Below are 12,724 nucleotides of genomic sequence, written 5' to 3' on the forward strand. Positions count from 1 at the left end.
GTCAGCCGCGATGGGTCCAAGGGTCGAACACCAGGGCGCCGGTGCGGGCCAGGTGCTTGGTGTTGCGGGTGGCCACCGTCCAGCCGTTCGCCAGGGCGGTAGCACCGATCAGCGCATCCGGCGGATCGATGCTCTGCCCGGCCTGCTTCAGCCGCCGGTGAACGGCGAGATAGGCCGCGGCCTCCCGGACTCCGATGGCAGCGGTCCGGTCCCGGTACTCATGTCGGAGGCCCCGCAGGACCCGATCCAGGAACGCCTGCCGGGCCGGCTCGGGGTGGGCCGCAGCACCCGCCTCGATCTCGGCGATCGTGATCACACTCAGCTGGAAGGACGTGGCCGGGACCGATCTCGCCCAGCCGATCACTGCAGGGTCCGGCCTCGGTCGGGTGGTCAACTCGGCAACCACATTGGTGTCGAGCAGGAAGATCATTCGGCGTCCGCCGGTTCGTCGTAAGAGCGCTCACCGAACGACAGCCCCTCGAAAGGGGTCGAGAGCAGAAAATCAAGGAAGCCGTCGTTGCCGAGCGTGGCCCACCGGTGGAGTATGGCGGGCAGTGCGTCGATGTCCGTGTCGCCCAGCTCCGCGTCGAAGTGCGCCCGCTGATCGGGCGGCAAGGCCGCGCGGATCTCCCGGATGGTCCGCAGCGGGTGCGACTGCTCGGGCCGGGTCGGCGGCAGCGGCGGGGTGGCAGCGGTGCTCATGGTCTGCTCCTCCACAGGACCACGCAAGGTCGGGTCGGCTACCAGCGTAGCGGCACCAAAAACCCCTTGCCCCCGCCGTCACCGCCCTGCCAGGCTCCTCCGCCATGCCGACTTTCACCGCGCCCGACGGAACCAAACTCGCCTACCGCCGCACCGGCGCCGGGGCACCGCTGGTCTGCCTGCCGGGCGGGCCGATGCGGGACGCCGTGTACCTCGGGGAGTTGGGCGGGCTGACCGCGCACCGGGAGCTGGTGGTGCTCGACCTGCGGGGCACCGGGGGTTCCGCGGTGCCCGAGGACGCCGAGTCGTACCGGTGCGACCGGCAGGTGGCCGACGTCGAGGCGCTGCGGGTGCACCTCGGCCTGGAGCGGCTGGAGCTGCTCGGGCACTCGGCCGCGGCCAACCTCGCGGTGCGGTACGCGGAGCGGTACCCCGAGCGGGTGGCGAGCCTGGTGCTGGTCACCCCGAGCACCCGGGCCGTGGACATCCCGGTGACCGGGGAGACCCGGCGGGCCGCGGCCGAGCTGCGCGCGGGCGAGCCGTGGTTCGAGGCCGCCTACGCCGCGTTCGAGGCGATCGAGGCCGGCGAGGAGTCGGACGAGGACTGGGACGCGATCGCGCCCTTCCACTACGGCCGGTGGGACGCGGCGGCGCAGGCGTTCGACGCGGCCGCGCTCGAGCAGGAGAACGAGGAGGCCGGCGACGTGTTCTTCGGCGCGGGCTCCTTCGACCCGCCGGCGACCCGGGCGGCGCTGGCCGAGCTGGCGGCGCCGGTGCTGCTGCTCGCCGGGGAGCTGGACTGGGCCACCACGCCGGCGATCGCGGCCGAGTACGCGGCGCTGCTGCCGAACGCGCGGCTCGCCGTGCAGCCGGGGGCCGGTCACTTCCCGTGGCTGGACGACCCGGCGGCCTTCAGCGCGGCGGTCGCGGAGTTCCTGGCCGCGCTGCCCAAGTGAACAGAGCGGGCCGAGTGAACCGCCCTGCCCGAGTGAACCGAGCGGCGTGAGCGGGCGGGCGGGCGGCCGGCTCAGGCCGACGCGGTCGAGGACCTGACGATCAGCGAGGTCGCCAGCGGTTCGGTCGGCGGCACCGGTCGCCCGGCCAGCCGGGCGGCCAGCGCGGCCACCCCGACCCGGCCCAGCTGCTCGCCGGGCAGGTCGACGGTGGTCAGCGGCGGGGTGAGCAGCGCGGCGACCGAGACGTTGTCGATGCCGACCACCGAGAGGTCCTGCGGGATCCGCAGCCCGAGGTCGGCGGCGGCCTGGTAGACCCCGGAGGCCACCACGTCGTCGTCGCAGACCACGGCGTGCGGGCGGTCCGGGCGGCCGAGCAGCTCGCCGGCGGCGGCCCGGGCGGCCGACTCCCCGCGGTTCAGCGAGACGCCCGCCTCCTGCACCTCGAGCCCCCGGGCAGCGGCCTCGAAGGCGGCCTGGCGGACCCGGAAGGTGTGCGCGCTGTGGGTCGAGCGCAGCCGGCCCAGCCGACGGTGGCCCAGCTCCACCAGGTGCGCCACGGCAGCCGCCATGCCACCGGCCAGGTCGAGCTCGACGGTCGGCGCCCCGCCGGCGGCGACCGGGTCGGCGTCCAGGAAGACCGCCGGGGTGCCCGGCGGCAGCTCGCCGAGCTGGCTGTCGTCCGGCGAGCAGATCAGCAGGCCGTCGAACCGGCTGGTGGTGGCGGCGTCGGCCAGGGTGGCGGCGCTCCAGCCGGAGCTGACCACCACCTCCAGGCCGTGCCGGGCGGCCTCCTCGTGCACGCCTTCCAGCACCCGGCCGAAGAACGGGCCCTGCAGGTTGGGCACCGCGAGCAGGGCCAGGCCGCTGCGGCCCAGCCGCAGCTGGCGGCCGGCCGCCTGCGGGCGGTAGCCGAGGCCGCGGGCCGCCTCCAGCACCCGCTGCCGGGTGGCGGCCGAGACCCGGTGGCCGGCCTCGCTCCCGGAGAAGACCAGCGAGACGGTGGCCTGGGAGACCCCGGCCAGCTGGGCCACGTCGCGCCCGGTGGGGCGGCGGACCGGAGCGCCCGGCTCGACGGAGGGGGGCACGGTGGTCAGGACTGCTGCGGGGCGGCGGCCTCGGCGGCGGCCCGGGCCTGCGCGACCGCGCGGGCCGCGTCGTCCGCCTCGTCCTCCGCGGCGTTCTGGTCGGCCACCCGCTGCCCGGCCTTGGCGCGCATGCCGGCGACCTTCTCGACCACCTGCGCGGACATCTCGTCGCGCTGCCTGCTCAGCACCACGTAGCTGATCGGGGCCGAGACCAGGCCGGCCAACAGCACCAGGAAGACCATGCCGGTGGCACCGACCACCGGAATGATCCCGAAGTGCCCCAGCAGCAGCGTGACCAGCAGGCAGCCCAGGAAGATGCTGGCCCGCAGCGAGGTGTAACGGAGCGTGGCGTGGTTCTTGCTGCTGCTCACGGATGGCTTCCTTCGTGACGGGCGGTACGGCGGGAGCGGGCCGGGGACGGCCGGACTCGGTCTCCCAGTGAAGCATGCCGCTCCGAGCGGGCCGTCCCCGCCACCGGAGCCCGGGCGCGGGGCGGGCGGCTCAGCCCTCGCGCAGCTCCAGCCAGAAGGTGATGTCGTCCCGCTCGTCCCCCGGCCCGACCCGGATCGCCCCGGGCACCCGCCCGACCTCCTGGTACCCGCAGCGCCCGTAGAACCGCTCCAGCCCCATCCCGCCCCGCACGGTCAGCCGCAGGCCCGCCAGGCCCCAGGAGCGGGCGATCCGCTCCGCCTCGGCCAGCAGCGCCGCCCCGTAGCCGCGGCCCTGCATCGTCGGGCAGACCATGACCCGCTTCAGCAGGCGCCAGTGGTCCATCAGGTCGAAGCGCATCGATTCGAAGAAGAGCACGCCCACCAACTCGCCGCCCGCCCGGGCGATCAGCAGCCGGTCGGCGTCCGGGTCCGCGGGCCCGCCGACGTGGGCGAACTGCTGCACGGCGGTCGGCAGCACCCGCTGCTCGGTGACCGGCGGCACGAAGCCGACCGAGCCGCCGGCGTTGCTGACGTCGGTCCAGAGCGTGACGATCTCGGCCCGCAGCCGGTCGGTGAGCTCGGGGTCGAGGGTGAAGTCCAGGCCGGGGACGGTCGGGGCGGCGGTGCTCGGGGTCATGCTCCCGGATGCTACTGGGCACCGGGGACGTGCCGGGCGGGACGTCCGCGCAGCGCAGCGGCGGCCGCCGGGCACCCCAGCCCGGTCGGCCGCCGGTACGGGCCCTGACCCGCACAGCGGCGCTCCGCACTCGCCAAGGCTCCACGGCGGGCCCGGCCGGCGACCGGGTCTCCCCTGGCCCCGCGGCCTTGGCGTCCCCTCGCGACGGAGAGCTGACCCAAGAGTGATCAGCCGGATACGTCACGTCAATGGTTTGTCCGAAATTCGGAATGGTTGCGTTCCATTTCGGCCTGCGAACCAATCGAAACCAGCCCCGGTCAGGCCGACAGCGCCCCGGTCAGGCCGACAGCGCCCCCGCCGCGCAGACCGCGGCCCCGCCGTCGCCCGTGCCGCGCTCGATCTCGCACCAGACCAGTTTCCCCGCCCCCTGCGGGTACCACCCCCAGCGCGCGCAGAGCAGCTCGACCAGTTCCAGGCCGCGCCCGTTGGTCGCCGAGGCGGCCGCGTGCCGGGGCGCGGGCGCCACCCCGCTGGCGTCGACCACCTCGACCCGCAGCGGCGCGGCGTCCGGCGGCCAGAGCAGCCGCAGCACGGCCGGCCGCCCGGTGTGCACCACCGCGTTGGTCACCAGCTCGGAGACCACCAGCACCAGGGTCTCGGTGAACGCCGCGTCCGGGTCCGCCCCGAGGGCGAGCACCTGCGCGCGGACCCATCGACGGGCCCGGCCGACCTCCGCGGGGTCGGCCGCCACCGCCAGCTGTACCTGAAGCACCTGCACCGCTCCACCACCTGCTGCCTGACGAGCTACCGGTAGGACTTCCACGACGTCGGCTGCCTTCGCACCGGCGTGACGAAACCTACCGCTCCGGCCCGGGTGACCTGCGGCGGCCACGCGGCGAAACCACCCGTGCGACATATGTCCAGCCGCCCTCGAACAGCCCCACGGTTCTTCAGATAAAACTCCCTCGGAGGGTGAACGGCGGCTATACCGTGGTGCCATGACCGCACCGGACTGGGACCAGCAGATGCGGTCGCGGCTGGCCCGCGGCGAGGAGAGCGCCCTGGGCGAGCTCTACGACCGGCTCTCCCCGCTGGTGCACGGACTGGCCGGGCGGATCCTGGGCGACGAGCAGGCCGCGGCGCAGCTCACCCGCGAGGTGTTCGGGCACCTGTGGGAGCATCCGGAGGAGTTCGACCCGGAACTGCGCTCCCTGCGCTCCTGGGTGGGCGAACTCACGCACCGGCGCGCGGTGGAGCGACTGCGCGGGACCGACCTGCGGCCCGAGGAGATCGACGACCGCACCGCCGACGCGCAGGTGCAGTACGTGGTGGCCGCGCTGCCGCCGCCGCTGCGGGAGACCCTGGAGACCACCTGGCTGGACGGTCAGACCTACCGGGAGACCGCCCGCCGGCTCGGGATCAGCGAGCAGGCGGCCAAGCAACGCCTCCGCCTCGGCCTGCAACTGCTCGCTTCCGAGCTGGAGTTCGGGTCATGATGGGGGCGGAGAGACGGCTGCGACGGGGGTTTCGGCTGTGACGGGAATTCAACTCGTGCTGACCGAGCAGGAGCACGAGACGCTGCGCGGCCTGCTCGGCGCCTGGGCGCTGCGGGCCTGCCCGCCCGAGGAGGGCGCCGAGCTGGAGCGGCACCTGGCCGGCTGCCCGGAGTGCACCGAGGAGGGCGAGCGGCTGCGCCGGGCGGCCGCCCGACTGCGCGCCGACGACCCGCTGGACCAGCCGGACGGGCTGCGCCAGCAGGTGCTCGACTTCTGCCTGACCCGGCGGGCCGCGGACCACCCGCTGGCCCCCTGGGCCGTCCCGTACGCGGCGGAGACCGCCAAGCTGGACGCGCTGCTGCGCGACCTCGGGCCGGCCGAGTGGCAGGAGGTGGCCGAGCTGCCGTGGCACGGCGGAGTGCTCCAGCGCCGCCCGGCCGAGGTGCTCTGCCACCTGGCGGCGGTGGACGGGCTGCTGGCCCGGGCGCTCGGCCTGCCGGACGCGGTGCCCGAGCCGCCGCTGCGGGTGCCCGAGCAGGGCAGCAGCCGGGCCGAGCCGTTCCGCGAGCTGCTGGAGCGCACCGACCGGCTCACCGCGGCGCAGGCCGCCGCGACCCCGGAGGCGGTCCGCGAGCTGTGGCGGGCGCAGAGCCGGGCGGTGCTGCAGGCCGCCTCGCCGCAGGCGGCCGACCGGTCGGTGAGCTACGGCTTCGCCACCGTGCCGCTGCGCGACGCCTTCCTGGACCGCGCCTTCGAGACCTGGATCCACGGCGAGGACGTGGCCCGCGCGGTCGACTACCCGTACGCCGCGCCGGCGCCGCCGCACCTGCGGCAGCTGGTCGACCTGGCCGCCCGGATGCTGCCGACCGCCCTGGCCGGCCGGCGGCAGGCCGCCTACGCGGGCCCGGCCCCGGCCGGGGCGCCGCGGACGGTGCGGCTGGTGGTCGAGGGGCCGGCCAGCGGCGAGTGGCTGATCCCGCTGGACGGGCCGCGGCCGGACGCCCCGGGGCCCGAGCCGATGGCCGACCCGGTCGCCGAACTGGTGATCGACGGGGTGGAGTTCTGCCAGCTCGCGGCCGCCCACCGGGATCCGGACCACCTGCCAGTCGGCGAGTTCGGCGACCGGACGGCGATCCGCGAGCTGCTGACGGCGGTGCCGCTGCTCTCCCGGCCCTGAGCGGCCGGGCGGGCGGACGCGGGCGAGCGGGCGGGGCCCGTCAGGCCGAGGGTGTCAGGCCAAGGGTGTCAGGCGAAGACCACGGTCCGGGTGCCGTTCAGCAGCACCCGGTGCTCGCTGTGCCACTTGACCGCGCGGGCCAGCGCCTGGCACTCCACGTCGCGCCCGATCGCGACCAGCTGGTCCGGCGTGACGTCGTGCTGCACCCGGGCCACCTCCTGCTCGATGATCGGGCCCTCGTCCAGGTCCGCGGTGACGTAGTGCGCGGTGGCGCCGATCAGCTTCACGCCCCGGGCGTGCGCCTGGTGGTAGGGCTTGGCGCCCTTGAAGCTCGGCAGGAAGGAGTGGTGGATGTTGATGATCCGCCCGGCCAGCGCCTTGCACAGGTCGTCGGAGAGCACCTGCATGTACCGGGCCAGCACCACCAGCTCGACGCCCTCGGCCTCGACCAGCTCGAGCAGCTGCCGCTCGGCCTGCGGCTTGGTGTCCCGGGTGACCGGCAGGTGCACGAAGGGGACGCCGTAGGAGCCGGTCAGCTCCTCGAAGTCGGTGTGGTTGGAGACCACCGCGGCGATCTCGATCGGCAGCGCGCCGATCGAGGTGCGGAAGAGCAGGTCGTTCAGGCAGTGCCCGAACTTGCTGACCATCAGCACCACCCGCATCTTGGCCTCCGCCGGGTGGATCTCCCACTCCATCCCGAAGGAGGCACCGATCGCGGCGAAGCTGGCCCGCATGCTCTCCACGCTCACCGGCGCCTCGGCCGAGAAGTGCACCCGCATGAAGAACCGCCGGCTGTCGCTGTCCCGGTCGCCGAACTGCTGGCTGTCGATGATGTTGCAGCCGGTCATGAAGAGGTAGCTGGAGACCGCGTGGACGATGCCCTGCTTGTCCGGGCACGACAGGGTCAGCACGTACTGGGTCGGCTCGGTCGCGGTCTGCTGCTCCACCACTTGTCCTTCGCTCCGTCCTTCGGTCGCCGCGCGGCCCTCGGGACCTGCCGGCGGGGAATCCGTCCAGGGTTGCACACCCTCGACGGTGGTCAGCCGATCCGGGTGAGGATCCTCAGCACTTCGAGCGAACGCGGGGCGGCCTGCGGGTCCTCGCCGTCGTTGACCGCCAGCAGCTGGTGGGCGGCCTGCGCGGCGGCCACCGCGTCGGGCCAGTCGGGGTGCCCGAGGTAGGCGGCCACCGGGGCGTCCGCGCCCACCTCGTGCAGGATCCGCAGCACCCGCAGCACCGCGGCGTCCACCGCGGCCGCCTCGGTGGCGTCCCGCACCACGGTCCCGACGTACTTCTCGGCCGACCAGCGGTCCAGCCAGCTGTCCTCGACCAGGCGGTACACCGCATCGGTCACGTCACCGTAGCCCGGCCGGCCGGCAGCCCAGTACTCCTGCTGGAAGACGGGGTCACCGAGCATGTGCAGGGCGGAACGCAACCGGGCGCGCCAGCGCCACCAGGGCAGATCGTTGAGCGGCATGCTGCCCATCGTGCTGGAGCGACGCCCCGGACGAGAAGGGTTTCGTGGAGAGCTGTTCGAAGATTCTGTGCTGACCGCCATGGGCAACGATCGTACGTTTCCGTCCGAACGGGATCTACACGCGTCCGCATCCTGAGTTCATCGCCGGTTGGCCAAATGTTCGTTCTTCTGCCCACTGTGTGTGTGAACCCCCCTCAAGGCTGTTGGCCGACGCAGTCGACGGCAGGGAGAGCCGAGATGACCAACGCACCGGAGTCCGGCCTAGGGCCCGTCGGGGGAACCGCACCGCGGCGGGGCGGCACCGCACGCCGCGGCGCCGCCCTGGCGGCCGCCGCGGCCCTGCTCCCCGTCCTGCTCGGCACCGCCGGCTGCGGCGGTTCGGCCGGCGCCGACAGCTCCGACGCCACGCTCACCGTGATGACCTGGGCCCCCTCCGGCACCGGCTCGACCGACCGGCCGGGCATGACCGCGCTGGCCACCGCGATCGGCGACCAGGTCAACGCCACCGGCGGCGCGACCGGCCACCACCTCAGGGTGCTCACCTGCAACGAGCACAACACCGCCGACGGCGCCACGGCCTGCGCCCAGCAGGCCGTGGACGCCGGTGCGGTGGCCGTGATCGGCTCCTACAGCCAGTACGGCGACGCCTTCATGCCGCTGCTGGCCGCCCAGGGCATCCCGTACATCGGCGGCTACGGCCTCTCCAGCCCGGAGTTCACCAGCCCGGTCTCCTACCCGGTGGCCGGCGGCACCCCCGCGCTGATCGCCGGCAGCGGGCGGCAGCTGGTGGCGGCCGGCTGCCGGACCGTGGCGCTGATCCGCCCGGACACCCCGGCCGGCGACGGCCTGGTCGGCGAACTGGCCGCCGCGCTGGCCCCCGAGGGGCTCAAGCTGACCGACATCCGGGCCAAGGAGACCTCCACCGACTACACCGCCCAGGCCCGGCAGGCGATCGGCACCGACCAGCCGGGCAACTGCATCACCGCCGCGCTCAGCCCCACCCCCACCCTCAACCTGCTGGACGCGCTGCGCCGCCAGCCGCGCCAGAACACCCGGCTGGCCTCGGTCATCGGCAGCTTCCAGCAGTCCGTGGTGGACTCCACCGGCGGCGACTCGGGCCCGCTGGCCGGCGCCTACGCGACCGGCTGGTACCCGCCGGAGGCCTCCAAGGTCTGGGCCCCGCTGCGCGCCGTGATCAACTCCACGGCGGCCGCCGGCCTGACCAGCATCGACGACTCCGACCCCGGGGTGGAGACCACCTGGGTCGCCTACCAGGTCTTCCTGCAGGCCGTGCAGCGCCTCGGTGGCAAGCCGGTGACCGCCAAGGCGCTGCGCAACGAGCTGGAGAGCGGCACCGCGATCGACACCGGCGGCGTCACCCCGCCGCTGAGCTGGGCGCTGACCGACATGCTGGCCAGCGCCGACGCCCCGCGGCTGGTGAACACCTCGGTCACCTTCCAGCAGGTGGTCAACGGCCGGCTGGCCGAGCCGCAGCCGGGCTTCGTGGACGTGCGCTGGGTGCTGACCGGCGGGCCGCGGCCGGCCGGCCCGAACACCCCGTCGCCGGCGACCCCCTAGGGCCGGTCCGGCGGGAGCCCGGGCCCGGTGGGCGGGCCCACCCGGCGGGTCCGGTTACAGCTGGCCGGACTGGAAGGTGGTCAGGCCGGCCTGCTGGGCGATGGCGTTCCAGGTCTGGGCGGCCTGGCCCTTGGCGGTGGTGGCGGAGCCGCTGGCCTGGTTGGCGGTCTGCAGGTTCGGGTCCTGGCTGACCTTGGTCGGGTCGCAGCTCTGCGCGAAGTCCCCGGCCCAGGCCGCGTAGGCGTCGTCGGCGTTGGCCGAGGCCTGCCAGGCCGCGTCGAGCTGGGTGACCAGCTGCGAGCCGGTCGGCAGCTGGTCCACCTTGAGCGCGGCCAGGCTGGTCATGAGCTGCTTGCGCTGGGCCGAGGCCTGGGTCAGCGTGGCCTGGGCGTTGCCCGGGTTGTCGCACTTCTTGACCGCGTCGACCGCGTTGACCACCGCCTGGCGGCTCGCGTTGGCCGTGCCCAGCAGGCTGGCGACCGCCTGGGCCTGGGCCGTCGCGGCCGGGCTCAGCGTGCCGGCGGCCGGCGAGCCGGAGGCCTGGGCGCTCGGCGAGCCGTCGGTGCCGCCCTGGGCCGCGGTGTGCTTGGGCTTCGCCTTGCCGCTGCTGTCGCTGCCGCCGCTGGCCAGCACGCCGACCAGGATGCCGCCGACCGCGCAGAGCGCCACCACACCGCCGACCACGGCCTTGCGGGAGAGCCGGGAGGAGCCCCGGTCGTCGTCGTAGGAGGCGCGGCCGAGCCGGGTGGTCTGCTCGTTCCGCTCGGACCGGTAGCCGGCCTGGTAGCCCGCCCCGGGGTAGCCCTGCTGCTGCTCGCCGTAGCCCTGCTGCTCGCCGTACCCCTGCTCCGCGTAGCCGGCGGGGCTGCGGTAGCCCTGCTCCGGGTAGCCGGGCTCGGTCGGGTAGCCCGCGGGGGCGGTGAAGCTCTGCTGCCCGCCGAAGGTGCCCGCGGTGGGGGCGCCGGTGGGGTAGGGCGGCAGGTACTGCGTCTCGGCGGCCGGCTCGGGGGCCACCTCGGCCGCGTAGTGCGCCGGCTGCTCGCCCCACGGCGTGCCGCCCGCCAGGTAGTCCCCGCCCGCCGCGTAGTCGGGGCCCGCCGCGTACTCGGGACCGCCCGGCTGGGCCGGCAGCTGCTGGGTCGGCATCGCCTGCTCCGCCTGGTGCTGCGGCACCGGCGGCTGCGGCATCGGCGGCTGGGGTGCCTGGCCCTGGGCGGCCGGCTCCGGCCGGAACAGGTCGTCCAGGTTGAAGTCACCGTTGCTGGGGTACGAGCGGCGCTGGCTCAACGCGATTCCTCACCTGTGCTCGGCCGCGGCCCCACCGGTACGACCGACGCACGAGGAGCGGTCCGTCTGCCGGCGGACCGCCCACGTTGTCTGTCCGGTATGAGCACCCGGGCCTTCCTCGGTTCTGCCGCACGCGCAGCTGACGGCGGACCACACTTCTGCTGGAGTTCCTCGGAACGTCCCGCCCACGCTACCGGTTCACCGCTGCGGGTGACCACGCGGGCGGCCCGTTCCCTCCGTTCGCACGCGGCCGCATCAAGCCCCGTTTACCGCGGGGCCACCGTCATGCCGCCTCCACCTCCACCCTCTGCTGGAACTCCCGCACCACCCGGTGGTCCCGGTACGGCTCCAGCCGGCGGCGGAAGTCGTCCAGGTACTCCACCCCCCGGTTGGAGCGCAGCCCGCCCAGCAGCCGCATCGCCTGGGTCCCGGTCTCGCAGGCCCGTTCGATCTCGCGCTGCTGCAACTGCGCGGTGGCCAGCAGCACCAGGTCCACCGCCCGCCGCCGGACCCGGGTGACCGGGTGCAGCTCGAGGGCGATCCGGGCCTGCCGCTCGGCCTGCTTGGAGAGCTCCAGGTCCCGGTAGCAGTGGGCCAACTCGTCGGCGAGGTAGGCCTCGTCGAAGTGCCGGATCCAGTCCGGGTCGTCCTCCGGGTTGCGCTTCTCCATCGCCGCCACGGCCCTGGCCGCCACCAGCTCGCAGGAGCGGGCGTCGCCCAGCAGCGCGTGACCGCGCGCCTCCGCGGCGTAGAACATCGCCATCGCGGTCGGGGTGGCCACCGAGCGCGCGCCCTCCTGCGCGGCCCTGGCGAGCTGGGCGATCTCCCGGGGGTTGCCCAGGGTGGCCGCCAGGTGACTCATCGAGGCCGCCAGCACGTAGCCGCCGTAGCCCCGGTCGTCGGCGGCCTGGGCCAGCCGCAGCGCCTGGATGTAGTAGCGCTGGGCCAGCCCGGGCTGCCCGGTGTCCACCGCCATGTAGCCGGCCAGTTCGGTCAGCCGGGCCACCGCGGCGAACAGCCGGCGCCCGGTCTCCTCCCGGTAGCCGCCGCTGAGCAGCCCGGAGACCACGCTGTTCAGGTAGTGCACCACCACCGGGCGGACGTGCCCACTGCCGAACCGGTGGTCCAGGTCGACCAGCATCTCGGTGGTGGCCCGGATCGCCGCCACGTCCGCCGGCCCCACCCGCGGGCCGCCGCTGCGGGCGACCGTCGGGTCCGGCGGGGTGATCAGCCAGTCCCGACTGGGCTCGACCAGCGCGGAGGCCGCCACCGAGGCGCCGTTGAGGAAGTCGCGGCGACTGACGTCGCTGCGCCACAGCTCGCACACCTGCTCCAGCGCACCGCTGAGCGTGGGGGCGAACTGCAGGCCCACCCCCGAGGTGAGGTTCTTGCCGTCGGCCATGCCGATCTCGTCCACGGTCACCCCGCGGCCGAGCTTGCGGCCGAGCGCCTCGGCGATCACCGCGGGCGCCTGGCCGCGCGGTTGCTGGCCGCGCAGCCAGCGGGCGACCGAGGTCTTGTCGTAGCGCAGGTCGAGCCCGTGCTCGGCGCCGCAGAGGTTGACCCGGCGGGCGAGACCCGCGTTGGAGCAGCTCGCCTCCTGGATCAGCGACTGCAGGCGCTCGTTGGGCTGTCGTGCGACGGGTGGTCTCGCGGCCATGGGCTTCGCCTCCCCAGCGCCCCCGGGTTCCGGCCGGCGGGCGTCGACTCTGCTGCTCTGGTGCCGGACCGCCGGGGCGGGGCCCCGAAGGGCGACCCGGACGGCGCACCGACTACCCGGCCAGTGACGGAACTTGAGGCCAGGTTAGCGATCAACAACACCATCGGGATACCCATGCGGACGACCGGATCAGCGTGCGCGCCCGGCTAAATGCTCCCGTGCGCCCCCGCTGCGCCCA

General features: G+C 74.5%; 14 protein-coding genes. 4 read left to right on the forward strand and 10 right to left on the reverse strand.

Going from position 1 to position 12,724, the window contains the following annotated elements:
• Position 1: 1 nt before the first annotated feature.
• Positions 2-430, reverse strand: coding sequence for a PIN domain-containing protein (locus tag ACQRUO_RS01580; RefSeq protein WP_428313811.1), 429 nt, complete (start codon positions 428-430; stop codon positions 2-4).
• Entirely contained in the window at positions 427-702 is a 276-nt protein-coding gene (locus ACQRUO_RS01585) for a hypothetical protein (RefSeq protein WP_428313812.1), read from the reverse strand. The genes ACQRUO_RS01580 and ACQRUO_RS01585 overlap by 4 nt, the downstream gene beginning before the upstream one ends.
• A 104-nt stretch (positions 703-806) precedes the next feature.
• On the opposite strand from ACQRUO_RS01585, the gene ACQRUO_RS01590 reads away from it, so the two are divergent.
• Positions 807-1,658: an alpha/beta fold hydrolase gene (locus tag ACQRUO_RS01590; RefSeq protein ID WP_428313813.1), complete on the forward strand. Its 852-nt coding sequence runs from the start codon at positions 807-809 to the stop codon at positions 1,656-1,658.
• A 71-nt stretch (positions 1,659-1,729) separates the two neighbouring features.
• Here the strand turns inward: ACQRUO_RS01590 and ACQRUO_RS01595 are convergent, their stop codons facing one another.
• The 4 genes from ACQRUO_RS01595 to ACQRUO_RS01610 form a co-directional block, all read right to left on the reverse strand.
• Positions 1,730-2,743, reverse strand: a complete 1,014-nt coding sequence (locus ACQRUO_RS01595; protein WP_428313814.1) for a LacI family DNA-binding transcriptional regulator — start codon at positions 2,741-2,743, stop codon at positions 1,730-1,732.
• 5 nt (positions 2,744-2,748) lie between these two features.
• Complete coding sequence (locus ACQRUO_RS01600; RefSeq protein WP_428313815.1) at positions 2,749-3,114, reverse strand: DUF4229 domain-containing protein; 366 nt, start codon at positions 3,112-3,114, stop codon at positions 2,749-2,751.
• Between the two features lie 130 nt (positions 3,115-3,244).
• Entirely contained in the window at positions 3,245-3,811 is a 567-nt protein-coding gene (locus tag ACQRUO_RS01605; RefSeq protein ID WP_428313816.1) for a GNAT family N-acetyltransferase, read from the reverse strand.
• 337 nt (positions 3,812-4,148) lie between these two features.
• Complete coding sequence (locus tag ACQRUO_RS01610; RefSeq protein ID WP_428313817.1) at positions 4,149-4,589, reverse strand: ATP-binding protein; 441 nt, start codon at positions 4,587-4,589, stop codon at positions 4,149-4,151.
• Positions 4,590-4,809: 220 nt separating this feature from the next.
• Here ACQRUO_RS01610 and ACQRUO_RS01615 point away from each other — a divergent pair, with 220 nt between their 5' ends.
• The gene (locus ACQRUO_RS01615) at positions 4,810-5,307 is read left to right on the forward strand and encodes a sigma-70 family RNA polymerase sigma factor (protein WP_428313818.1); all 498 of its coding nucleotides are present in this window, start codon (positions 4,810-4,812) and stop codon (positions 5,305-5,307) included.
• Positions 5,308-5,344: 37 nt separating this feature from the next.
• The gene (locus ACQRUO_RS01620) at positions 5,345-6,484 is read left to right on the forward strand and encodes a zf-HC2 domain-containing protein (protein WP_428313819.1); all 1,140 of its coding nucleotides are present in this window, start codon (positions 5,345-5,347) and stop codon (positions 6,482-6,484) included.
• Positions 6,485-6,552: 68 nt separating this feature from the next.
• Here ACQRUO_RS01620 and purU read toward each other — a convergent pair whose 3' ends face one another.
• Together purU and ACQRUO_RS01630 are read right to left on the reverse strand one after the other, a co-directional pair.
• Positions 6,553-7,431, reverse strand: coding sequence for a formyltetrahydrofolate deformylase (gene purU / locus ACQRUO_RS01625; RefSeq protein WP_428313820.1), 879 nt, complete (start codon positions 7,429-7,431; stop codon positions 6,553-6,555).
• Between the two features lie 92 nt (positions 7,432-7,523).
• Positions 7,524-8,042 (reverse strand): SCO4402 family protein, encoded by a 519-nt coding sequence (locus ACQRUO_RS01630; RefSeq protein WP_428313821.1) that lies wholly within the window; start codon positions 8,040-8,042, stop codon positions 7,524-7,526.
• A 156-nt stretch (positions 8,043-8,198) separates the two neighbouring features.
• On the opposite strand from ACQRUO_RS01630, the gene ACQRUO_RS01635 reads away from it, so the two are divergent.
• Positions 8,199-9,539, forward strand: a complete 1,341-nt coding sequence (locus ACQRUO_RS01635) for an ABC transporter substrate-binding protein (protein ID WP_428313822.1) — start codon at positions 8,199-8,201, stop codon at positions 9,537-9,539.
• Between the two features lie 54 nt (positions 9,540-9,593).
• Here ACQRUO_RS01635 and ACQRUO_RS01640 read toward each other — a convergent pair whose 3' ends face one another.
• Positions 9,594-10,826 (reverse strand): hypothetical protein, encoded by a 1,233-nt coding sequence (locus ACQRUO_RS01640; RefSeq protein WP_428313823.1) that lies wholly within the window; start codon positions 10,824-10,826, stop codon positions 9,594-9,596.
• Between the two features lie 283 nt (positions 10,827-11,109).
• Complete coding sequence (locus tag ACQRUO_RS01645; protein ID WP_428313824.1) at positions 11,110-12,486, reverse strand: transcriptional regulator; 1,377 nt, start codon at positions 12,484-12,486, stop codon at positions 11,110-11,112.
• Positions 12,487-12,724 lie beyond the last annotated feature (238 nt).

This window comes from Kitasatospora sp. LaBMicrA B282 (assembly GCF_050325825.1).
Classification (GTDB): Bacteria; Actinomycetota; Actinomycetes; order Streptomycetales; family Streptomycetaceae; genus Kitasatospora.

Coding starts and splice junctions, on each gene's coding strand:
- ACQRUO_RS01585 (WP_428313812.1), bottom strand. CDS start 702: ATGAGCACCGCTGCCACCCCGCCGCTGCCGCCGACCCGGCCCGAGCAG.
- ACQRUO_RS01615 (WP_428313818.1), top strand. CDS start 4,810: ATGACCGCACCGGACTGGGACCAGCAGATGCGGTCGCGGCTGGCCCGC.
- ACQRUO_RS01605 (WP_428313816.1), bottom strand. CDS start 3,811: ATGACCCCGAGCACCGCCGCCCCGACCGTCCCCGGCCTGGACTTCACC.
- ACQRUO_RS01590 (WP_428313813.1), top strand. CDS start 807: ATGCCGACTTTCACCGCGCCCGACGGAACCAAACTCGCCTACCGCCGC.
- ACQRUO_RS01645 (WP_428313824.1), bottom strand. CDS start 12,486: ATGGCCGCGAGACCACCCGTCGCACGACAGCCCAACGAGCGCCTGCAG.
- ACQRUO_RS01630 (WP_428313821.1), bottom strand. CDS start 8,042: ATGGCGGTCAGCACAGAATCTTCGAACAGCTCTCCACGAAACCCTTCT.
- ACQRUO_RS01635 (WP_428313822.1), top strand. CDS start 8,199: ATGACCAACGCACCGGAGTCCGGCCTAGGGCCCGTCGGGGGAACCGCA.
- ACQRUO_RS01580 (WP_428313811.1), bottom strand. CDS start 430: ATGATCTTCCTGCTCGACACCAATGTGGTTGCCGAGTTGACCACCCGA.